Genomic DNA, 21,438 nt, shown 5'->3' with positions numbered 1-21,438 from the left:
CTCCTTAGAATTCGTGATTTGCCTTTGCGTTCAGGTAGGCGCGGATAAAGGGGTCGATGTCCCCATCCATGACCGCCTGCACGTTGCCCGTCTCGGCGTTCGTGCGCACGTCCTTCACCATCGTATACGGCTGGAACACATAGGAGCGGATCTGGCTGCCCCACTCGATCTTTTGCTGTACGCCCTCGAGTTTCGCGATCTCCTCTTCCTTCTTCTCCTGCTCGAGCTCAAAGAGCTTCGCGCGGAGCATCTTGAGGCACTGCTCCTTGTTCTGCAGCTGCGACCGCTCGTTCTGGCACTGCACAACGATGCCCGTCGGCTCGTGCGTCATGCGCACGGCGGACGATGTCTTGTTGATGTGCTGTCCGCCCGCGCCGCTCGCGCGGAAGTAGTCGACGCGCACATCGTCCATATTGATGGGGACTTCCACAGCGTCGTCGATCTCGGGCATCACATCGCACGCGGAGAACGACGTGTGCCGCCGCGCCTGCGAGTCAAACGGCGAGATGCGCACGAGACGGTGCACGCCCTTCTCGGACTTCAGGAAGCCGTACGCATTGTGCCCCTTGATAAAGAGCGTCGCGGACTTCACGCCCGCCTCGTCGCCCGGCTGCAGGTCGGCGGTATCGACCGTGAAGCCGTGCCGCTCCGCCCAGCGTCCGTACATGCGGAGGAGCATCTGCGTCCAGTCCTGTGCCTCCGTGCCGCCCGCGCCCGCATGGAGCGTCAGAATGGCATCGTTCGCGTCGTACTCGCCCGAGAGCAACACCTCCAGTTGGAGGGTTTCGAGCCCCTCCGCGATCAGGGTCAGCTCCGCGCGGATGTCCGCCTCCATCGAAGGGTCGCTCTCCTCGATGCCCATTTCATAGAGGGTTTCGGCGTCCTCGTACTTTGCCATCAGGTCGCGGTAGGTGTCGACGCCCCCTTTGAGCGCGGCAAGTTCCTGATTCAGCTTCTGCGCCGCCGCCGCATCGTCCCAGAAGGACGGCTCGCTCATCTTGTACTCGAGCTCGGCGATCTTCTCCTCCTTCGCGGGGATCTCCAGAGAGATGCGCATCTGATCCAGCTTTTCGCCCAGATCATTCAGTATCGGTTTCAGATCTTCCAGCATAGTTTATTCCTTAAAATGTAAATCCCTATTTCCTGCTCAAAGTAATGTAACAACGAACCGTTCAAAGCGCCCCTTCCACCATGCTGCGCATGGTCCCCCTCCCCCGTCGCGACGGGGGAGGCTTTCGTATTCGGTGGAATGCGGCAGGATGCTCATAAGCAAACCCTAGTGGAGCAAGTGAGTAAAGCGTGCGACTCGCCCCCGGCGTACTTCTTTCGTTCAAGCGTAGCGCGTTTAAGAAGTGCGCCGGTATTTAGGCGAACGAGCACGCGATCACTTGCGCAACGAGGCGTTTGCGTTGAGCACCCATCGCAAATCCTAATAATCATTTATCCTTCCCGTGGCAGTTCTTATACTTCTTCCCGCTGCCGCAGGGGCACGGGTCGTTGCGCCCGACCTTCTTGCCGCTCTCGTCCTTCTTCGCCGACTTTGCCTCGGCGGGGGCGGACTCATCGCCGTGCGAGGCGCGCGCGGTCGAGAGGTGATCCTCGAGCTTCGAGCGCTCGCGTGCGAGCAGCTGCTCCGCGCGGCGCTGTGCGCCCTCGTCCACCACGGGTGCGGGGCGCGGCGTTCCATCCTCCGACGTGGGAGCGACGGCCGCCGCTCCCTGCGGCGTCACGATGCTCACATGGTACATGAGGGAGGCGATCTGATCCATGATGGACGCCTCCATCTCCTCGAACATGGTCAGCGCCTCGATCTTGTACTCGACGAGTGGGTTGCGCTGACCGTACGCGCGCAGGTTGATGCCCTCGCGCAGCATATCCATGTGGTCGAGGTGATCCATCCATTTCTGATCGACGACGCGGAGCATGACGACCTTCTCCAGCTCGCGCATATTCTCCTCGCCGAACATCTGCTCACGCGCCTTGTAGCCCTCCTCGGCGACCTTCTCGAGCTCCTCTTGGATCTCGTCGCGCGCGAGCTGCTCAAGCTCCGCCTTTTTGAGGCGCCCCTGCGGCGCATACACCTTCTCCGCATCCTCGATGAGCGCGTCGAGCTGCCACTCCTCGGGGTACAGTTTCTCGTTCGCGTACTGCGTCATCTCGTCCTTGATGATGTGTTTTACCATCGCGAGGATGTTCTCGCGCAGATTCTCGCCCTTGAGGATCTTCCTGCGCTCGCCGTAGATGACTTCGCGCTGCTGGTTCATCACGTCGTCATACTCGAGGACGTGCTTGCGGATGTCGAAGTTGCGCGCCTCGACTTTCTTCTGCGCGTGCTCGATCGAGCGCGTGATGATCGCGTGCTCGATCGGCTCGTCCTCCTCCATGCCGAGGCGGTCCATGATGCCTGCGATGCGGTCGGATGCAAAGAGGCGCATCAGGTCGTCCTCCAACGAGAGGAAGAACTTCGACGCGCCGGGGTCGCCCTGACGCCCCGAACGGCCGCGCAGCTGGTTGTCGATGCGCCGCGACTCGTGCCGCTCCGTGCCGACGATGTAGAGTCCGCCGAGCGCCTCCACGCCCTCGCCGAGCTTGATGTCCGTGCCGCGCCCCGCCATATTCGTCGCGATCGTGACCGCACCCTTTTGCCCCGCGTTCGCGACGATCTCGGCTTCCTTCTCGTGGAACTTGGCGTTGAGGACGACGTGCGGGATGCCGTTCTTCTTGAGGACATGCGACATCTCCTCGGACTGCGTGATCGAGGTTGTGCCGATGAGGATGGGCTGCCCCGTCTCGTGGATTTCCTTGACGGCGTTCCCGACGGCGCGATACTTCGCCGCCTTCGTCTTGTAGATGACATCTGCTTCATCAATACGCTGAATCGGCTTGTTCGTCGGGATGACGATGACGGGCAGGTTGTAAATTTTCAGGAATTCGTTCTCCTCGGTCTTTGCCGTGCCCGTCATGCCCGCGAGCTTGTCATACATACGGAAATAGTTCTGGAAGGTGATACTCGCGAGCGTCTGCGACTCGCGCTGAATCTTGACGCCCTCCTTCGCCTCGATCGCCTGATGAAGCCCGTCGGAGTAGCGACGCCCCTCCATCAGGCGTCCCGTGAACTCGTCGACGATGACGATCTCGTCGCCCTTCACCACATAGTCGCGGTCACGGTGCATCAGCGCCTTTGCGCGCAGTGCCGCCGTGAAGCAGTGGGACAGCTCGATGTTCTCGGGGGCATACAGATTCGTGATGCCGACGATCTTCTCGATCTTCGGCACGGCAGAGTCGGCGGGCGCGACGGTCTTTTGCTTCTCGTCGACCGTGTAGTCCTCGCCCTCCTTCAGGTGGCGCACCGCCTCTGCCATGACGCGGTAGTTGTCCGTGGATTTCGTGCCCGGCCCCGAGATGATGAGCGGCGTGCGCGCCTCGTCGATGAGGATGGAGTCCACCTCGTCAACGATGGCGTAGTGCAGCGGTCGCTGCACCATCTGCCCCTCGGAGAGCACCATGTTGTCGCGCAGGTAGTCGAAGCCGAACTCGTTGTTCGTGCCGAACGTCACGTCCGCCGCATACGCCGCCTTGCGCTCGGGGAAGTCCATGTTGTGTGCGATCAGTCCGACGGACAGCCCGAGGTAGCGGTAGAGTTTGCCCATCCACTCGCTGTCGCGGCGCGCGAGGTAGTCGTTGACCGTGACCATGTGGACGCCCTTGCCCTCCAGCGCGTTGAGGTAGACCGCCGTGGTCGCGACGAGGGTCTTGCCCTCGCCCGTGCGCATCTCGGCAATGCGCCCCTCGTGGAGGCAGATGCCGCCGATGAGCTGCACGTCGAAGTGGCGCATGCCGAGCACGCGGCGCGAGGTCTCGCGCACGACGGCGAACGCCTCGGGCAGGATCTCCTCCATCGTCACGCCCTCTGCCAGCTGCTCGCGGAAGCGGCGCGTGTAGCCCGTCAGCTTGTCGTCCGTGAGGTTCTTCATCGTGGGTTCGAGCGCGTTGATCTGCTCGACGATCGCCGTATAGCGCGCGATCTCCTTGTCATTGTTGTCGCCAAGGAAGCGTTTGAGTATCGAAGATATTCCGAACAAGTAGTTTCACTCTCCTAGTCTGTGCCGATCAGAGTCGATGGAAAGACAGTATTCGTTTCATTATAACACAAAGCCCCCATCTTTGCATAATAAATGTTGCAAAGACAGGGACGGGCGTGTGGGTTCTATGATAATTGTTACGGAAGAATGCGGATGCGATGTTCCAAAGCAAACCCTAGTGGAGCAAGCGGGAAAAGTGCGCGGTACGCCCCGGCGGATTTCGTCGTTCAACCGAAGGGCGTTTAGAAATTCGCCGGTATTTAAGCGTACAAGCGCACGAACGCTTGCGAACGAGGCGTTTGCGTGGAGCATCGCAGTCTGTAACACTTGACATAGACCCTAAATTTCGTCCATCAGACGGCCGAGCAGCCACTCCGAGAACGGCTCCGCACCCGTGTGCCGGCGTATGTGCGGGCTGTCCGCAAAGGGGAGATCGCGGGGGGCGAAGGCGCGATCCGCCGCCGCGAGGAGCGGCAGGTCGATGATGCTGTCACCGGCGGCATAGACGCGTGCGGGGGCGAAGCGCCGACGCAGGGCGCAAAGAGCAGCCCCCTTGTCGAGTCCCTGCGGGAAGAAGTAGATCTTGCGCCCCGAACAGAGGACGGCGAGGTGCGTCTCCGCGCGGTACGCCGCCGCGCACGCCTCTGCGTCCACATGGTCGGCGCAGTAGACGAAGAGATAGGCACCGTCCACGATGCGACAGCGGAGGAAGGCGGGATTTTCCGCGTGCAGTGCATGAAGGCGCATCAGTTCTTCCTGCGCCGCTGCCACGACGGGGGCGACTTCGGCGCGCCACGCCGCATCCTCCGCGCCACGATAGAGGAGGACGGCGCCGTTCGTCGTCACGGCGTACGCCGGCTCGGTGCCTGCCGGCCACGCGATGCGCCGATACTGCTCGACCGAGCGCGTCGTCACGGGGATAAAGCGCATCGCCGCCCGAACGCGCCGCAGAAGCTCGACGGCAGGCGGTGTCATAAAGCCCTGCTCCGCGCCCGCAAGGCGCTCCACGCAGAGATCGCCCGCACGTCGGTGTCGGCGCGAATAGAGCAGTGTATTGTCCAGATCGGATGCAAACAGGATATCCATGTCAGTTGTCGGCGAGCGCACGGATGAGCCCGCACGCGAGATAGTTTCGCAGCGGATACGAAACGACCTCCACGCCCTTCTCCTTTGCCAGCTGATAGAGATGCCCGAGCCGCGCCTCGTCCGCCGTGCTGTGGACGAGCAGCTTCCACGGCAGGCGGCGCAGGAGGACGCGCGTCGCCTCCCCGATGCCGGGCTTCACGAGGTTGATGTCGGCGATGCCGAAGTCCGCCGCGATGCGCCGCACCTCCGAAAGCCCCGACGGATGTGCCGCCGCGACGGGCTTCGGCGGTGCCGCTGTAGGAAAATGCGCCTCCACCGCGTCGATGAAGTCATAGGTCAGATCCCTTGCGCGCAGTTCCTCATAGAACGCCGCGCCGTGAAAGTCGTCCGCCCCGATGATGTCGGAACGCAACACCGTCCGACTGAGGAGCCCCGACACGGTCGCGTTCAGGCAGGAGCTGGCGATGAGGAAGTCCTCGTGCGTTCCGCATTTCTCCGCGACATAGGCGGGATCGGAGAGCACGGCAAGCCCCGCACCGACCCTGGGGAATGCCGCCGCATCCGCTGCCAGCGTGCGCGCGATCGCCCCCTTGCCCGTCCAGCCGTCGACGAACTGCAGCGCAGCGGGCGCGTGGCGCGCGAGGATGTACGCCATCGCATTCGCGTCGATGCCCCTGCCGCGGATGATGGAGATCGTATAGTGCGCCACGTCCGCGCCAAAGCGTTTCCGCAGGTAGCGCTTGAGGAGGATGCCGATGGGCGTGCCCGCGCGCGCGAGCGAGACGAGGACGGCATCTGCGCCCTTTTCGGCGTAGATCTCCTCCGCGAGGCACGCCGTCGCCCGCGCCGTGATCTCCGCGTAGCGCGTGAGCGCGTCGCGGTACGCCTCCATATACTTTTCCGTCGGCTCGTATTCGAGCGGCAGCATCTCCGAGTAGTGCCGCCCCGCCTGTATGAGGCGCTCCCGCTCCGCCGTCGCCATCGGCGGTACCAGTCCCGTGATGTCCTTGAGGAGGATCGTCACATCCTCCGCCCGATAGCTGCTGAACATCGCCCGCTCCCTTCGTTTCATCCGCTCATGCACCACCCGCCGCCATGCAGACGACATCCGTGCAGCCGCTCTCCCCAAGGGCGGCGCAGAGGCTCCGAAGCCCCGCTTCCATCTCCTGCCCCTGCGGCGCGTCCGTCACGATGAGCACATGATCGTACGCCGCGAGGTTGTAGATATACGTCGTGCGCTCCGTCTCGTAAAGGCTCTGCAGACGCCGCCCCATGCGGATCGGATAGTCCGCCGCATCCGCAATGCCGATGGGGCTGCGCGTCGTCGCGTGGAAGAACACTGCGGTGCAGCCCGCATCCGCGAGCGCCCTGCCGACCAGAAGCCCCGGCAGCATGCACTCCTCCGTCCCGAGCACGAGCACGCGCTCCTCTGCCGTCCACGGCAGCTGCGCGGCGAGGCGGCGCCCCAGTGTCTGCCAGTGCGCCGCATAGTCCCCGATCCCGACGCCCCCGCGCGGCGAGGGATATGCCGGGGCGAGGAGCATGTGAGGTGCGGGCGTTTCCGCAGAGGGCACAGTGTCCTCGGGCGCACGCACGACGATCCGTTCCACCTGCGCCGCATAGTCCCCCGCAGGCAGCTGCACGAGCGCGATGCTCTCCGCCCCGTGCGCGCGCAGCCGCGCTGTATCCGCCGCCGTCAGTCGGTTCAGGAGCGAGGCGGCGACGAGCTTTTTCTCCCGCAGGGCGGGCAGCGCCTCCTGCATCCGGCGGATGATGTTGCAGAGCGTCCTGCCCGTCGAGAGTTCATCGTCGACAAAGACGACGGTATCTGTGCGCGCGATCGCCGCCTCCACCGCCTCGGCGGCGATCCACTGCTCGGGCGCATGGCTGTGCTCCTCCAGAAATTCGATCCGGCGCCTGCCCCGCGACTGCTCCCGCGTCGTCTGGACGTAGGTGCAGGAGGGATCCAGTTCCTGCGCGACGATGCCGCCGATCGCGGTCGCCGTCTCGGCAAAGCCGATGACCAGACGCGCCGTGGGATACGCCGCCGCGACCCGTCTGCCGAGTGCCGCCATCATGGCAAGTGCCGCGTGCGGGGCAACGGGCATGTGCTTTCCCTGCAAGGGGTTGACGAGCAAATAGGTGCGTTTCTCATTGTTGTACCGCTGCGCCACACGCAGCACCGTGTCCGCCGTATAGTCCATCCATGTCCCCCTCATCCTTCCAGCAGCTGCGGCGTTTCGAGATTTGCCACGCGCCGCACGCGGCTGCGGTCGGGATACGCCCACGGCTTTTCCGTGCCGACAAGCCGGTTGACGGCGATGTCGGGCACATTGATTCCCGCCGCGAGGCAGGACAGCTGCAACCCGCCCGACATACGCGGATTGATCTCAAGCAGGTAGTAGTGCGTCCCGTCGCTCCGCAGCTGGATGTTGATCGGCACAGGGAGCTGCAGGAGCGTCATGATGCGCTCACAGAGCGCCATGATATCCGCATCGAAGCGGATCTCGGAGTAGCGGTGATCCGTCTTGAACCGCGGAATGACGATCGCCCCGCGCGCGGTCTGCAGACAGTCCACGCTGACCTCCTGCCCGTCCAGATACGGCATCAGGAGGAAGGGCACGGAGAAATCATAGCCGCGCAGGATCTGCTGCGCCATCGCCCACGTCAGCTTCGTGCCGGGCTTGCGCGCGATTGCACCCGGCGCCGCAACGCTCTCGTCGATCACGCGGAACGTCGTCGCCCCCTCGTCCTCTGTCAGCTTGTAGCAGACGCGTGCACAGCAGGGGCGCAGCTCCTCATACGCCGCCACAAACGCCTCATAGCTGCGCGCCACACGGTACGCGGGCACGATCTCGGGCAGATGCTCCGCAAAGAAGGCGTACGTCGCCGCCTTGTCATCGAGGAGCGCCATCGTGTCCGCAGCACCCGCAGCGAGAATCGTCCCCTGTACGCGAAACGCATCCTGATGCTGCGCGAGGAGCGTCAGCGCGCGCCGTGGAAAGAACACGTCAATGCCCTGCGCCCGACAAAAACGCAGCGCGTATTCGACATACGCCGTGCCGACGGGCAGCACAGGCTCCGTCTCCCACGCGTCACAGACAAGACGGTAGAGCATGTTCGGGTTCGCGCTCGACCCGACGAAGGTGAATCTGTCGGGCGAGCCCGCCCGCATCAGCGCGATCAGATGATACGCCGTGCTGAACCACTGGTTGAACCACACACGCATGGCTATTCCCCTTCCTCCTTCACCCCGTAGATCTCCGCGAGCGCCATGACGCGCGCCGCCCATTTCTGATGCGTCTTGACCTCGTTCATGCGCGTGCCGTCCCAGCTCTTCCGCACGCCCGCACGCTCGTCCCGCCAGTCCAGGATCATGCGCGCATCCTCATAGTCCGCGCGCTGCACGCGCAGACTGCCATACACAAAGGGCAGCTGCGCGGGATGGATGACCGTCTTGCCGATAAAGCCGTTCAGGCGGTCGTATTCCAGCTCCTTTTGCAGCCCCTTTGCCCACAGCCCCGCAGGATCCTCTCCGAAGTAGTTCCAGACGGGGCCTGAGACCACATAGTCCCGCGCAAAGATGTTCAGGATGTCAACGAGGATGTCGCGCACGACGCCGACGTCGTAGATCGTGTGTGCAATCGAGCGGCGCACGCCGTAGAGGTTGCTGAAATCGTTGCCGCCGACGCGCACATTCAGCACGTACTCCCGGTGGGCGTCAAAGATCGCCTTCAGCTCCCCGAGCACCGCGCTGCGGCTCTTGATGCCCGCGATGGACGGGCTTTCGAGGACGGGCATGATCGCGCAGCGCCGCACGGGATCCGTGCCCAGATCGCGCATGATCTCCATGTACGCCTCCACGTTGCCGAGGTTCACCTTCGGCAGGACATAGCCCGTCAGCACGGCGCCCACATCGCCGACGTAGTCGATGAAATGCTGCATGTGATCCGCCGTCCGCACGCGCACAAACAGGAGCGGTTTCGTGCGGCCCTCCTGTGCATACAGCTCCTTCAGCGCGCGCAGCGTCTCCCGCAGGGCGCGTTCCGCGTCCGCAACCGCCGTATCGTTGATCGCGTCCTCGAGGCAGAAGCAGATCGCCGTCAGATACGGCTCCCGACCGGCGCGGATCTTCTCCACAATATTGTCCTGATAGGCGGGCATGTAGAGCAGCCCCCCCACCCTGTACTGCAATATTTCCCTGTCTTCCATCGGATGACCTCACTCCACACTCAGCCCATAGTCCTCGCACAGGCGCGCCAGCCCCGCCTCATAGCCCGCGCCGACGAGCCGCAGCTTCCACGCGCCCCGATAGCGGTACAGCTCCGCCGCATTCACCGTCTTCTCCCGATGGAGCGCATCGAGCGGGAAGCGGTACTGCGTCACGCCGCCCGCAGAGAGCGTGACCAGAGGGCTGCGGACATGCGAGAAGTCCCGCCCCGCACCGTCCTCATAGACGGAAAAGCAGATGACAAGGCGCGCAGCCTCTGCCGCAAGCGCTGCTACGTCGACGACCGCGCCGATCCGCGCGCCCTTCTCCACGCGGATGCTGCCGTCGTCCGCGATCGGGTTGCCGAAGAACACAAGATCCGCATCGCCGCGCACACGCCCATCCGCATAGAGGCGGAACACATAGGCATCCACATCGACGCCCGCCGCGTGCCCCATATCCTCATAGAAGAAGCCGATCGTCTCATCTGCCTCGACCACCAGCCGCTCCCCGCGCACGAGGGCGGGCAGCGCACTCCCGACCGGCGCGCCGCAGTGCTCCTGTGCGCCCTCCGCCGCCCGCCCCGTGAGATGGACGGTGCGCTCTCCCTGCGGTCCGCGAAGGATGAGTGCGCCATAGAGGAGGACGCCCGTGCGCATCGCGGGCAGTGTCAGGCGAAGGATATGCTCTCCCGCAGCCGACACCTCCGTCCGCACCGCCATGCCGTCGATCTCCGTCCACGCCTGCACCGCCTCCGACACGGGAAGCACGAATGTGTTTTCCCGCTCCGCTGCGAACGTGCCAAGATCGACGAGCGGCGGCAGCATCTCGGCTGCGGCGGCACCTCTTCCCTGCTCTCTCTTCATATCTGCATCTCCGCAAAAAAGCTGCCGCACCGCCTCATCCCTCCGCATCGTCCCTGCGGAGAAATGCCTTCGTGCGACAGCCCCTTCCTCAATCAGACATTCACGCCGTACGCGCGGCAGAGTGCCTCAAGTCCGCCTTGGTAGCCCGCGCCCACCGCGTTGAACTTCCACTCGCCGTTATGACGGTAGATCTCGCAGACGACGAGCGCCGTCTCGACGGAGAACTCCTCCACGAGATCGAAGCGCAGCACCTCCGTCCCCTGCATATCCTGCGCGTTCGCCATGCGTGCGACACGCACATAGGCGTTTGAGACCTGCCCGAAGTTCTGCTTCCGCACGGAAGCCTCATAGATCGTCACGGTGATGGCAATCTTGTCGATATCGGGCGGAACCTTCGTAAAGTCGATGACGAGCACCTCGTCGTCGCCCTCGCCCTCGCCCGTGAGGTTGTCGCCCGTGTGGTGCACCGAGCCGTCTGTACTGTCAAGATTGCCGTAGAAGATGAAATCCTCATCCTTCCGAACCTTGCCATTCGCTCCGAGCAGAAATGCCGAGGCGTCGAGGTCGAAATCCGCACCGCCGTCGTATTGGTTCACATCCCAGCCGAGACCGATCAGCGCCATCTTCATCCCCTTGTCGAGGCTCACGCGCTGCCCTTTGGAAAGATTTACCGCCATGTCAGCTTCCTTTCTTCACAATCGACTGAATCCATCCCTCGAAACCGGAGGGATTCCGCGTCTGAATCAGGACAGGTCCGGGACCCCTGAACCGACAGACAAGGCACTCGCCCGACATAATGCTCGACACCCAGCCGTTCGATGCCTTCTCCACTTTATAGTCCATATAGTCCGGCCACGCGACGAGATGCCCGTTGTCGACGATGACCTCTTCGCCCTGTTCGAGATTCAGCACATGGATAACGCCATAGCTGCTCAGGAACGCGACGCCACGGCCCGTGAGCTTGAGGAGGAAGAATCCCTCCTGCGAGAACAGACCCTGCATCAGCCCCTGCATCTTCGAGTCGACATTGATGCTCTCCTCGGCTGCGAGGAAGCCGCCCTTCTGCACGATCATGCCGTACGAGCCGTCCAGCTCCACGTCCATGATGCCGCCCGGCAGCGGGTGTCCGAACAGCACCTTGCCCGCACCGCGCGAAGCGACCAGACGCTGCATGAAGAAGCTCTCGTCGGTGAAGACGCGGCGCACGAGTCCGCCCAAGATGCCGCCCTCCATCTTCCCCTCGACATCGATGGTCGCATCCATCGCAATCATCGCATCCGACTCCGCCTTGATCGCCTCACCGCGCGCCAAAGAGCACTCCACCACGGGGAATGCCTCCGGGTACAGGATCCGATATTCCATCTCCTACCTCCTGTCTGAATCATCTGAGGAAGCACTGATAAATTCAGCACCGCCATCTTGACGTATCTTTTTTGCCCGCACTTCGTCGGCAAATCCTCCACATAGCTCTTACTATGCGTCCGGTTTGCCTCCTTGTTCGGACGAAAAAATCTACGCCAATCTGACGGACTTCATTTTATCAGCGATTCCTCTGAAAAAGCCTCGGGGCATCTGCCCCGAGGCGCACGTCGGAGAAATAAGTCAGATATTGACGCCGTATGCCTTGCCGAGTGCCGCGAGTCCGCCGCTGTAGCCGGAGCCGATCGCGTTGAACTTCCACTCCGCGCCCTGACGGTAGAGTCTGCCGACGACGACCGCCGTCTCGATCGAGAAGTCCTCGCCGAGATCGAAGCGGATGAGTTCCTTGCCGTCTGCCTCGTTTACCACACGGATGAACGCATTCGAGACCTGACCAAAGTTCTGCTTGCGCTCCTCCGGCTCGTAGATCGTGACCGTGAAGTCGATCTTGTCAATCGAGGCGGGCACCTTCGAGAGATCGACCTTGATCTGCTCGTCGTCGCCCTCGCCCTCGCCCGTGAGATTGTCGCCCGTATGCTCAACACTGCCCGAGGAATGCTTGAGGTTGCCGTAGAAGATAAAGTCCTCATCCGACGTCACCTTCTCGTTAGGTCCGAGCAGGAACGCCGAGGCATCGAGGTCGAAGTCCGCGCCGCCGTCATACTTGTTCGTGTCCCAGCCGAGTCCGATCAGGAGCTTCGAGAGTCCCGGATTGCCCTTCGTCAGGTCGACCTTCTGTCCCTTTTTCAAACTGATTGCCATGCTGATCCTCCTATACTCTGAACGATGTCCATGCTATATCAGCCCCGCGGGGCATGATCTCTCACTGGAAGCGCTTTGCCAGCTCGTGCAGCCCCGGATCCTTCGTTCCCTGTCCGATGGCGTTAAACTTCCACTCCCCGTTATGCCGGTAGATCTCGCCGAAGATCAGCGCCGTCATGCCGGCATAGCTGTCGGACAGGTTGTAGCGGCAGAACTCGCCGTGGTCATCGCAGATGCGGATGAAGGCGTTCGCGATCATGCCAAAATCCTGCTTGCGCGATACGGCATCGTAGATGTTGACGACGAAGACGAGCTTGTCATACGCCTCGGGTACGCTCGGCAGATCGACGAGGATCTGCTCGTCATCCCCCTCACCCTCGCCCGTCAGATTATCGCCCGTGTGCCGGACAGCGCCGGAACTATGCGTGAGATTGCCGAAATAGACGATGTCGTCGACGGAACTCAGATGCCCCGCGCGGCAGACGAATACGCTCGCATCGCAGTCGACGTCCTCCGTGCTGCCGCCGAAGAGGGAGCCGAGAAAACCGCCGCTCTTCTTCTCCTGCACGGCGGGATCCCAGCCCAGTCCGACGCAGATGCGCGTGAGCGCCTGCCCGTTCTCCTTCTTGAGGCTGACCTTCTGTCCCTTTTGCAAATTTACGCCCATACCATTCCTCCTCTGTGCCCGCTTTCTGCGGGACAAGTTTCATATATGATTACTTTAGAAACAATTCGACTTAATCGCGTGTTTTTCCTGCATCGCGTAAAGAAAAATTTTGACTTTTTGTAAAACACCGCAGGGTCAGTCCTTCGATCCCGCCGTCCAGCGCAGCCCCCAGTTGTATGCCCGATCCAAATGTTCGTGCCCGGGGAAGAAGCGCACGAGCTTCTCGACACTCAGCGTGCCGCCATGGCTCTCGAACATGGCGATGGCGCACATCCCCTGCGCAGAGCCGTACTCGTCCATGCGTACGATGATGTCGGGGCTGCCCGGGCATCGTACCGTGACGACGCCGTCCGCCTCCTGCCAGTTCGCAACGCCCTCGTAGATGAAGGTGTAGACGAGGATGCGGCGGATCTTCGACACCATCTGCCCATTGACGCGCAGCGTCTCGCCGCCCGCGCTCGCGCCCGTGCGGTCGTCGCCGTCGAGCGCGATCCACGGCCGATGCGAGAGGCTGCCGAACGCATTGCCGAGCGCCTGCACGCAGCCGCTGTCCCCGTCCTGCAGCTCATACAGGCAGCCGAGGTCGAGGTCGATGCCGTCGCTGCCGAAGAGGGAGGAGAGGAAGCCGCCGCTCTTCTTTCTCGGATGCTGGTTCCAGTTGAGGTTGATGGAGATCTCTCCGAGGCCGCCGCTGCCCTTCGTGAGGCTGACCTTCTGCCCCTTGCGCAGCTCCACCTTCTTGGGCGGTGCCGGGGGCGGCGGTGGGGGCGCAGGTGTCGGCACGGGCGCGGGGCGCGGCGGTGCGGGATGCGGCGGAGCAGCCGCGCCCTCTCCCGCGCTCACCTCGATGCCGAAGTTCCCGCAGAGTGCGGCGAGTCCTCCACGAAAGCCCGCGCCGACGGCATTGAACTTCCAGTCCCCCTTGTAGCGGTAGATCTCCCCGACGACGATCGCCGTCTCCACGGAGAAATCGCTGCCCAGCTCATAGCGTAGCAGCTCCGTGCCGCTTTCCGCATCGACGAGGCGAATGTACGCGCCCGCGACCTGCCCGAAGTTCTGCCGCCTCTGCTCCGCCTCGTAAATCGTCGCTGTGAACGCGAGTTTCTGAATCTCCGCCGGCAGGGCGGCAAGATCGACCTCCACCTCCTGCCGATCGCCGCCCGCAGTGCCGTCCCGATGCTCGACCGCGCCCGTCCGATGGCGCGGATTCCCGTAGAATACGAAGTCCTCATCGCCCGCCGCTCTGCCGTCTGCGCCAAGCAGGAAGACGGCGGTATCGACCTCGGGGGCTGCGCCCGTCTGCCATCCCATGCCGACACGCACGCGGCGAAGATTCGGCCACTTCTTGGTGAGGTCTGTTTTCTGTCCCTTGTGGATGCGCTCCATACAAATCCTCCATTCCATATACAACGAAAGCGCCGATAAATCATCTTATCAGCGCTTCCAAATTAACCTTTACCGACGATCGCCTTGCGGACGAGATCGACCGGCACAATGGTGAACGCGAGGGCGAGCACGAAGCCCCACTCCGTCAGCGTCAGGCCGTAGCAGCGCAGGATCACGCCGCCAAAGTAGATCATGAGCACCTGCACGACGACGATGAGACCCATCACGCGCAAAAAGCCCTTGTTCTCAGAAATATTGTCGAAGAGATTCTTTTCATCCGTACGCGCGTTGAACGCGTTGAATACCGCCATAAAGATGAAGAAGGCGAAGTAGCCCGTCAGGAGATAGAGATTGTCGGCATCGGGGCGGAAATAGCTGTGTGCCGTGCCGCTCATGAGGAAGAAGAGGCTCGTGCCGAAGCACCAGAGTGAACCGACACCGATCGAGGACACCATATAGCGGCTGATGATGTTCTCATCGCGCCGTTTCGGTTTCTCATCCATATAGCGGCGCAGTGCCGGCTCACCGCCAAAGGCGAGTGCCGCCAGCGTATCCATGACGAGGTTGATCCAGAGGAACTGCGTGATGGACAGCGGGTTCTCCATGCCGAGCAGCGGCGAGGCAAAGGAGATGAGGACGGCGGCGACGTTGATCGTCAGCTGGAAGATGATGAACTTGCGGATGCTGTTGTAGATCGTGCGGCCATAGAGGATGGCGCGGCCGATCGACTTGAAGTTGTCGTCGAGGATGACGATCTCGCTCGCCTCCTTCGCGACCTCCGTGCCGCCGCCCATCGCGAAGCCGACATCGGCACGCCGCAGCGCGGGCGAGTCGTTCACGCCGTCGCCCGTCATGCCGACGACGAGGTTCATCTCCTGCGCGAGGCGCACGAGGCGGCTCTTGTCCGTCGGCAGGGCGCGCGCCACGACGCGCAGACGCGGCAGGAGCGCCTTGACCTCCTCGTCGCTGAGCGTTGCCAGCTCGTCCGAGGTCATGACGACATCGTCGGGGCGTTCGAGGAGCTTTGCCTCGCGCGCAATCGCCGTCGCCGTATCCTGCCGGTCGCCCGTGATCATGACGACCTGCACGCCCGCGCTGTGCACGCGCGCGATCGCCTCGACGGACTCGGGGCGCACCTCGTCGCGGATCCCGACCGCGCCGACGAAGACAAGCCCGCCCGTCGGCAGCGTCCCGTCTGCGGGAATCGCCCCCTCGTAGACGGCGAGCGCCAGAACGCGGATGGCACGCGCGGCAAGGCGGTCGATCGTCGCCGTGATCGGCGCGGTATCCGTCAGCGGCTTCTTCCTGCCGCTCTCATCGTAGTAGGCATCGCAGAGCGCGAGGAGCTTTTCCGGCGCGCCCTTGGCGAGCGTCACATCGTATGTGCCCGTGACCTCGGTCAGGGAGTATTTGTTCTTGCTGTTGAAGGGCACCGTCTGACGGACCGTCGCGTCCATCTCCGCGCTGGCGCCCGCGACGAAGCCGAAGATCGCGCGCTCCGTCGCGTTGCCGCCGACCGCCTGAGCGTCGTTGATGACGGCGCTCGTATTGTAGCGCACGCTCAGATTGACAAGGTTCTGCAGCCCCGCGCCCAGATCCGTATAGGCAGTGTACTCCCTGCCCGTGCCGTCAATGAAGGCGACCGCCTCGAGCTGCCCCTTCGTGATCGTGCCCGTCTTGTCACTGAAGAGGATGTTCAGGCTGCCCGCCGTCTCAATTCCCGAGATCTTGCGAACGAGGACGTTGTCCTTCAGCATCTTGCCCATGTTCTGCGCCGAGACAATCGCGATCATCAGCGGCAGCCCCTCGGGCACGGCAACCACGATGATGATGACGGCGAGCATAACCGCCTCCACGAGGTCGTTGACGACGACCAGCCAGTTCGAGCAGTACGCCATGATGCGCGCCATCTCGAAGCCGTTGTGGATCACGAGGCGCTGGAACATAAAGGCGATCGCGATCGCGACGCCGCCGATGTAGCCGAAATTGCTGATCTGCCCCGCGAGCGTCGAGAGCTTGAGCTTGAGCGGCGTGTCGCGGTCGTCATCTCCCTGCAGTTCGCCCGCGATCTGCCCGTAGAAGGTCTTGTCGCCGAGCGTCGTCGTCCGCACCACGGCATTTCCGTCGCAGACGACAGAGCCGCGGAACGCCTTGTGCGGATGGAGGAAGTCTGCACTCTGCTCCGCCTCCGTATCGCCCTCCGTCGCAGGGGTCTTGGTCGCCTCCTTCGCCTCCCCGTTCAGAACGGATTGGTCGACTTGGATCGTTCCCTCGCAGATGACGCCGTCCGCCGGGATCTTGTCGCCCGTCTGCAGAAGGACGTAGTCGCCCATGACGATCTCGTCAATGGGGATCTCCGTCAGCACGCCGCTGCGGTAGACCTTGCATTTGATGAGCGAGGCCTCCTCCTGCAATTTCTGAAAGGCGTTCTCGTTCTGGTATTCGGAGTACGTCGCAACGGATGTGGCGAGGATGACCGCGAGTGCGATGCCCACGGACTCGTACCACGCGACCTGCCCCATGAAGGCAAAGATCACGTTGATGCCGAGCGCGACGCAGAGGATCTTGATGATGGGATCGTTGAAATTCCCCTTGAGCTTCTCCCAGAACCCCTCGCTCGTCTGCTCCGTGAGCGCGTTCGTGCCGTACTGCTCACGCGCGGCGCGCACTGCCTCCTCTGACAGGCCTTGAATCTTCATACGCGTTCTCCTTTTGTCTTTTTCTAATTTTCTTCAAAAGCCTTTTCATTGTACCATGAAATTCCGTGCGGTCAAGCCCTCATTCGCACGTCCAAAGCACGCCTGTATCCTCGGTCCATGTGCCGAAGAGCGTGCCGGGCGCAAGGGGCAGCGCACTGCCGCGCAGAATCCGTTCCCCCGTGCCGCTACACAGCGTATCCATCGCGCTGTTCACGAGATGCCACGTACCGTTTTTCCGCGAGAGATATGCCTGCACCGTGCGGTCCTGCGCCTTTTCATCGGGGAATACGTGGTCGGAGAAATGCCACGAGAAGAGCGGCAGCCCATCGTAGACGTTCAGCGTCCCCGCCGCGATCCACTGCCCCGCCTTGCCGCGCACGCGGCGCATACGCGTGAGGTGCAGTACGCGGCGATCGGGGACGGACGTACCGCAGAAGGGGCAGCACGGATGCGCCGTGTCGTGCAGGACGAAGAATTTCTCCTTGCAGTCCGCCGCACACGGCTGCAGGAGATCCCACGTCCGCACGAGCGCCTTTTCCCACTCGAGCGCCGAGGGGCGTGCCTCCGGGTCGTGCAGCCCGTCCACAAAGGCGCGCAGGAAGAGCTTTTCGAGATATGGGCCGAGATCGCGGATCGTCACGCGCAGATCGGCAGGACGATTGCTGTGGTCGGTCGGGTGTTCGGCAAAGAGTGCCTTTGGCCCGTAGATCAGGAAATCCGCCTCCTCGGCGGGCAGATCGTAGTTCTTCGGGCCCTCAAGCGGGTGACGCTTCAGGAGATACTGATAGAGCAGTACGGGCAGAGCGAAGAGATCGGTCAAAAGCCCCGGCGCGGCACGGCGCGCATCGCCCGGGGGGAGATCCAGCGCGGCGAGCACCTCGGGCGCGATATAGCCCCTTGTCCCCGCCACCTCGGGCGGATACAGCCCCGGCACGACGAGCGAGTCGATGTCGATGACAACGCAGCTGCCGCTCACAGGGTCGATGAGGACATTGTTGCACGAGAGGTCAGAGTGTGCCAGCCCCGCCTGATGCATGCGGCGCACGGCGCGCGCAAGCGAGATGGACAGGCGCAGCATCGTCTGAAAATTTCCAAGTTCCTGCGGTGCAAGATACCGACGCACACGCCCCGTGAACCAGTTCCCCTTCTTGTCCTTGCCCGCAAGGTCGAGCGCAGACGACGCGCCCGCGCCGAAGAAAAACTTCTTCGGATAGGTGGGGCAGACAATGCCGAACTCCGGGTCAGTAACAACTGCCACCGGCCAACAGAACAGCTCCGAAAAGTACGCCGCCGCCTCCTGCGTATTGCCGCGCGCACCGCCCTCCTCCTCCGAGAGCGTCGGATTGTAGCGGCCGATGATCGCCGTGAGGCGGTCGTGCAGTGCCGCATCGACCACGTCGGGATCGTGGAAGAACTGCACGACATAGGAGCGGTCCGGCGCGAAGTAGGTGTATTTCATCCCGCCCTGCGGCGGATTGTCCGTGATGATGTAGGGGAGCCTCCTGCCGTCCTTGAGGACGGCCTCGGCACGCCTAGACATGCGCCGCACCCATGGAGAGCAGCACAAGCGTCCGATCGTCGAACGAGCCGCGCGCCATGTAGTTGTCCAGCCAGATCTCAAGGCGCTGCGCGGGCGCAGAAACGCGCGCGAGCGTCGTATCTGCGGCGGCAAGGGGGAGCACATGCGCACTTTGCCAGAGCGTTTCCACCGTGCAGCCCGCACTGGTGCAGCAACGCTGTGCGGACTGCAACGCGACCTGCTCCGTCTTGTCGTTGACCCACGGGAACGCCGTCGGCTTCGGCAGACTGCGCAGGAGGCAGGCCTCCGCCCGCGTGAACATCGTCTGCTCCGATGCTGCGGGGAGAATGCCGTTCAGCGCAAGGTCGAGGTACAGGCGGTGCAGCTCCTGTTCATTGAAATAGTCGTCCGCCACGCCGTCCGTCATCGTAAGCAGGAGATCGTACGCCCCGCGCGAGACGAGCGTCCTGTTCTGCAGTGCGGCGCTGTCCGTCATGCCGTCGCTCGTGAGAAAATCCGTCTCTCCCACATAGTCGCCGCTGTCGGGTCTGCCGAGGAGCTTCACCGCGCTGCCATATGCCGCGTGCGTGTTCACGGCGGCGGTCATGCCGTCCCCGATCTGGCAGGAGAGGACGAGCAGTTCCGCGCGCTCCGGAACGGGCACGGCAAGCGTCACGAGGAGTGTCGCCGCAAAATCCGCAAGGACGGGATCCCTGCCGAGGAGGTCTCTGTAAGCCGCCCTGCCACAGCGCTCATAGAACGCCGACTCGACAGCGACACGCGCGGCGCACACGCCCTCGTGCAGGATGCCGGCAAGCTGCGCGCACGCATCCCCGAACGCCGCCTCCTCCATCGGCAGGGCGCAGGCGGTACGCAGCTCCGCGTGCGCCGTCAGGAGTCTCTGCAGACCGGCATAAACCGCGCCGACGGCTGCCTCGGACGCCGCACGTGCGCCGACGCGCGAGAGACGCTTCGAGCCCGCGCCGTCGGAGACGGCAAGGATGGCGATGTCCTCTGCGTGGACGGCGGCAAACCAGTCGTCGCAGTTCGAGCCGTCGTGCTTGTGCTTCTTGCCGCGCACGCGCGCCGCGATCATCTCCGCCGCACCGATCTGCATCGCTGCGGAACGATATTCCGGCGCGGCATCCGGCTCATCTGCGGGGACAGGATGATACTCCCAAAGCGCCGCCGTATGTGCCAGCACCTCCTCATCGCTGAGGGGCGCTGCCTCCTCCGCACCGGGCGGCTCTGCGGCCGTTTCCGCTACTGCCGATTCCGCTGCGGTAGAGCCGTCCGTCGGCACTTCTGCGACGTGTTCCTCCGTTTCCGGTGGTGTCGCCACTTCCTGCGGCGGCGGTGCTGCGGCAGTCTCCGCTGCCGACATCTCCGCAGCCGCGTCTTCCTCTGCCGTTTCCTGTACGGCGGGGATATCTGCCAACGGTTCTGCCGTTTCGGTTTTCACTGCATCCGAAAGATCCGTCCACGGCTTCGTCTGCGCCGCGACGGGCTCCTTCTGCGTTTCCTGCGTGTCCATCAAGACCTCGCTGCCCCCTTCCTATGTCCGCAGCACATCCCGTCAGGGAACGACCGTGAAGCCCTGCGGCGGAGGCGGCAGCTCGATCGGCGCGCCGGGTTTCGCGTCCAGACTCTTCGAGGACATCTTGATCGAGCTGGACACCCATGCGAAGAACTTCGCCATATCACCGGAGGACAGATTGTTCATCATCAGAACATTGTCCGTCACCTGCTTCAAATAGCTCGTGTCGGCATCCGCGCCCGCCGCACAGGCGATGATGTTGCCCAGCTTCAGCTCCTTCACCTCGGCCGCTGCCGTGCGGAAATCCTCCACATCCGTCGGGCTGCCGTCCGTCAGCAGGAACACGAGCGGCCGCCAGTCGCCCTTCTGCGTCTCCGTATTCTTGCGCACCTCCGTCTGCACGCATTCCGCGAGCAGCTTCAGCGCGCCGCCCATGAGCGTGCAGCCCTCCGCCTCAAGGCGCGGCTCCTTGAAGAGCATCAGCTCCGTCAGCTTCGTCGTCTGCTGCACGCGGCTCGCGAAGGTGATGACCGACAGATACGCCGTCTCAAGTGCCTGCGGGTCGCCCCGAAGTTCCGAGAGAAGCGCCTTGATCCCCTGCCGCACCGCCTCAATCGGTTCCCCCGCCATCGATCCGGAACAATCCAGAAGAAGATACACCGGAAGTCTGCGTCCATTGTCCGCCATAAAAATCCCTCCTAAAGAATCATTTGTTACTCCAAACATTCGCTTACCCTCGGACAAGCGCCGCATACTTTGCACGCTCTGCCGCTGGAATCTGCAACGCCTCCATCGCCTTTTCCACGGAGAGATTCATGCTCTTCATCAGATTACGAATGGAGGAGGCAAGGGCTTGCTGCATTCCCTGCTGCATTCCCTGCTGCATCCCCTGCTGCATTCCCTGCTGTATTCCCTGCTGCATTCCACGCTCCATGCCATCCTCCCACGCTTCCTCAGCACGCACCTGACGTGCCAGTTCTTCGTCCCACTCGAAATTCACCATGTCAAAGACCTCCTTTTCCTGCTTTTCTGTGAAGTATTCCGGCAAGTAATTGTGTGCAATACAATAGCGAATCGCTGCGGGTACGGCGGCGGCAAGCGCAACTCCTTCCCGAACCGCAGCGCGCACCTGCGCGACAAAGGCGCTGTACGCCTTCAGAGAAGCGCATCGTGCGAGGATTTCATGCTCCGATGCCTCGTTGATA

The 21,438-nt window shown here is 62.9% G+C and carries 17 protein-coding genes and 2 pseudogenes; all 19 read right to left on the bottom strand.

What is annotated here, in order from left to right:
- Positions 1-4: 4 nt before the first annotated feature.
- Complete coding sequence (prfB, locus tag HMPREF9081_RS02875; protein ID WP_006305476.1) at positions 5-1,111, bottom strand: peptide chain release factor 2; 1,107 nt, start codon at positions 1,109-1,111, stop codon at positions 5-7.
- 325 nt (positions 1,112-1,436) lie between these two features.
- Complete coding sequence (gene secA, locus HMPREF9081_RS02870; RefSeq protein WP_006305475.1) at positions 1,437-4,082, bottom strand: preprotein translocase subunit SecA; 2,646 nt, start codon at positions 4,080-4,082, stop codon at positions 1,437-1,439.
- A gap of 339 nt (positions 4,083-4,421) precedes the next feature.
- Positions 4,422-5,168 (bottom strand): HAD family hydrolase, encoded by a 747-nt coding sequence (locus HMPREF9081_RS02865; RefSeq protein ID WP_006305474.1) that lies wholly within the window; start codon positions 5,166-5,168, stop codon positions 4,422-4,424.
- A 1-nt stretch (position 5,169) separates the two neighbouring features.
- Complete coding sequence (locus HMPREF9081_RS02860; protein WP_006305473.1) at positions 5,170-6,240, bottom strand: cysteine protease StiP family protein; 1,071 nt, start codon at positions 6,238-6,240, stop codon at positions 5,170-5,172.
- 4 nt (positions 6,241-6,244) lie between these two features.
- Positions 6,245-7,372: a phosphoribosyltransferase domain-containing protein gene (locus HMPREF9081_RS02855; protein ID WP_040394363.1), complete on the bottom strand. Its 1,128-nt coding sequence runs from the start codon at positions 7,370-7,372 to the stop codon at positions 6,245-6,247.
- 11 nt (positions 7,373-7,383) lie between these two features.
- Entirely contained in the window at positions 7,384-8,397 is a 1,014-nt protein-coding gene (locus tag HMPREF9081_RS02850) for an ATP-grasp domain-containing protein (protein WP_006305471.1), read from the bottom strand.
- A gap of 2 nt (positions 8,398-8,399) precedes the next feature.
- Entirely contained in the window at positions 8,400-9,380 is a 981-nt protein-coding gene (locus HMPREF9081_RS02845; protein ID WP_006305470.1) for an HpcH/HpaI aldolase/citrate lyase family protein, read from the bottom strand.
- 9 nt (positions 9,381-9,389) lie between these two features.
- Positions 9,390-10,244 (bottom strand): TerD family protein, encoded by an 855-nt coding sequence (locus HMPREF9081_RS02840; protein ID WP_040394362.1) that lies wholly within the window; start codon positions 10,242-10,244, stop codon positions 9,390-9,392.
- Positions 10,245-10,336: 92 nt separating this feature from the next.
- A complete protein-coding gene (locus HMPREF9081_RS02835) occupies positions 10,337-10,921 on the bottom strand; it encodes a TerD family protein (protein WP_006305468.1) in 585 nt (194 codons plus the stop codon).
- Position 10,922: 1 nt separating this feature from the next.
- Complete coding sequence (locus HMPREF9081_RS02830) at positions 10,923-11,606, bottom strand: TIGR00266 family protein (protein ID WP_006305467.1); 684 nt, start codon at positions 11,604-11,606, stop codon at positions 10,923-10,925.
- A gap of 26 nt (positions 11,607-11,632) precedes the next feature.
- A pseudogene (locus tag HMPREF9081_RS14355) lies at positions 11,633-11,758 on the bottom strand (secretion protein HlyD); the annotation flags it as partial.
- An 88-nt stretch (positions 11,759-11,846) separates the two neighbouring features.
- Positions 11,847-12,425: a TerD family protein gene (locus tag HMPREF9081_RS02825; RefSeq protein WP_006305466.1), complete on the bottom strand. Its 579-nt coding sequence runs from the start codon at positions 12,423-12,425 to the stop codon at positions 11,847-11,849.
- Positions 12,426-12,486: 61 nt separating this feature from the next.
- A complete protein-coding gene (locus tag HMPREF9081_RS02820) occupies positions 12,487-13,092 on the bottom strand; it encodes a TerD family protein (protein ID WP_006305465.1) in 606 nt (201 codons plus the stop codon).
- A 135-nt stretch (positions 13,093-13,227) separates the two neighbouring features.
- Complete coding sequence (locus HMPREF9081_RS02815; RefSeq protein ID WP_040394361.1) at positions 13,228-14,478, bottom strand: TerD family protein; 1,251 nt, start codon at positions 14,476-14,478, stop codon at positions 13,228-13,230.
- Positions 14,479-14,540: 62 nt separating this feature from the next.
- Positions 14,541-17,177, bottom strand: coding sequence for a calcium-translocating P-type ATPase, PMCA-type (locus HMPREF9081_RS02810; protein WP_006305462.1), 2,637 nt, complete (start codon positions 17,175-17,177; stop codon positions 14,541-14,543).
- A gap of 79 nt (positions 17,178-17,256) precedes the next feature.
- On the bottom strand, positions 17,257-18,717 hold the full coding sequence (locus tag HMPREF9081_RS02805; protein WP_006305461.1) for a serine/threonine protein kinase: 1,461 nt from the start codon (positions 18,715-18,717) through the stop codon (positions 17,257-17,259).
- Positions 18,710-20,230, bottom strand: a complete 1,521-nt coding sequence (locus tag HMPREF9081_RS02800; protein WP_006305460.1) for a protein phosphatase 2C domain-containing protein — start codon at positions 20,228-20,230, stop codon at positions 18,710-18,712. Before HMPREF9081_RS02800 ends, HMPREF9081_RS02805 begins: the two co-directional genes overlap by 8 nt.
- A gap of 42 nt (positions 20,231-20,272) precedes the next feature.
- Positions 20,273-20,920 (bottom strand): vWA domain-containing protein, encoded by a 648-nt coding sequence (locus HMPREF9081_RS02795; protein ID WP_006305459.1) that lies wholly within the window; start codon positions 20,918-20,920, stop codon positions 20,273-20,275.
- Between the two features lie 43 nt (positions 20,921-20,963).
- Positions 20,964-21,438, bottom strand: a pseudogene (locus tag HMPREF9081_RS14180) (transposase); the annotation flags it as partial.

It is taken from the genome of Centipeda periodontii DSM 2778 (assembly GCF_000213975.1).
GTDB lineage: Bacteria > Bacillota > Negativicutes > Selenomonadales > Selenomonadaceae > Centipeda > Centipeda periodontii.
Note: the sequence above shows the minus strand (reverse complement) of the source record. Positions and strands in the feature narration are given on the sequence as shown.

Excerpts from the sequence above, each read along its gene's own strand:
- prfB (WP_006305476.1), bottom strand. The coding sequence starts at position 1,111 with ATGCTGGAAGATCTGAAACCGATACTGAATGATCTGGGCGAAAAGCTG.
- HMPREF9081_RS02865 (WP_006305474.1), bottom strand. The coding sequence starts at position 5,168 with ATGGATATCCTGTTTGCATCCGATCTGGACAATACACTGCTCTATTCG.
- HMPREF9081_RS02860 (WP_006305473.1), bottom strand. The coding sequence starts at position 6,240 with ATGAAACGAAGGGAGCGGGCGATGTTCAGCAGCTATCGGGCGGAGGAT.
- HMPREF9081_RS02855 (WP_040394363.1), bottom strand. The coding sequence starts at position 7,372 with ATGGACTATACGGCGGACACGGTGCTGCGTGTGGCGCAGCGGTACAAC.
- HMPREF9081_RS02850 (WP_006305471.1), bottom strand. The coding sequence starts at position 8,397 with ATGCGTGTGTGGTTCAACCAGTGGTTCAGCACGGCGTATCATCTGATC.
- HMPREF9081_RS02845 (WP_006305470.1), bottom strand. The coding sequence starts at position 9,380 with ATGGAAGACAGGGAAATATTGCAGTACAGGGTGGGGGGGCTGCTCTAC.
- HMPREF9081_RS02840 (WP_040394362.1), bottom strand. The coding sequence starts at position 10,244 with ATGAAGAGAGAGCAGGGAAGAGGTGCCGCCGCAGCCGAGATGCTGCCG.
- HMPREF9081_RS02835 (WP_006305468.1), bottom strand. The coding sequence starts at position 10,921 with ATGGCGGTAAATCTTTCCAAAGGGCAGCGCGTGAGCCTCGACAAGGGG.
- HMPREF9081_RS02830 (WP_006305467.1), bottom strand. The coding sequence starts at position 11,606 with ATGGAATATCGGATCCTGTACCCGGAGGCATTCCCCGTGGTGGAGTGC.
- HMPREF9081_RS02825 (WP_006305466.1), bottom strand. The coding sequence starts at position 12,425 with ATGGCAATCAGTTTGAAAAAGGGACAGAAGGTCGACCTGACGAAGGGC.
- HMPREF9081_RS02820 (WP_006305465.1), bottom strand. The coding sequence starts at position 13,092 with ATGGGCGTAAATTTGCAAAAGGGACAGAAGGTCAGCCTCAAGAAGGAG.
- HMPREF9081_RS02815 (WP_040394361.1), bottom strand. The coding sequence starts at position 14,478 with ATGGAGCGCATCCACAAGGGACAGAAAACAGACCTCACCAAGAAGTGG.
- HMPREF9081_RS02810 (WP_006305462.1), bottom strand. The coding sequence starts at position 17,177 with ATGAAGATTCAAGGCCTGTCAGAGGAGGCAGTGCGCGCCGCGCGTGAG.
- HMPREF9081_RS02805 (WP_006305461.1), bottom strand. The coding sequence starts at position 18,717 with ATGTCTAGGCGTGCCGAGGCCGTCCTCAAGGACGGCAGGAGGCTCCCC.
- HMPREF9081_RS02800 (WP_006305460.1), bottom strand. The coding sequence starts at position 20,230 with ATGGACACGCAGGAAACGCAGAAGGAGCCCGTCGCGGCGCAGACGAAG.
- HMPREF9081_RS02795 (WP_006305459.1), bottom strand. The coding sequence starts at position 20,920 with ATGGCGGACAATGGACGCAGACTTCCGGTGTATCTTCTTCTGGATTGT.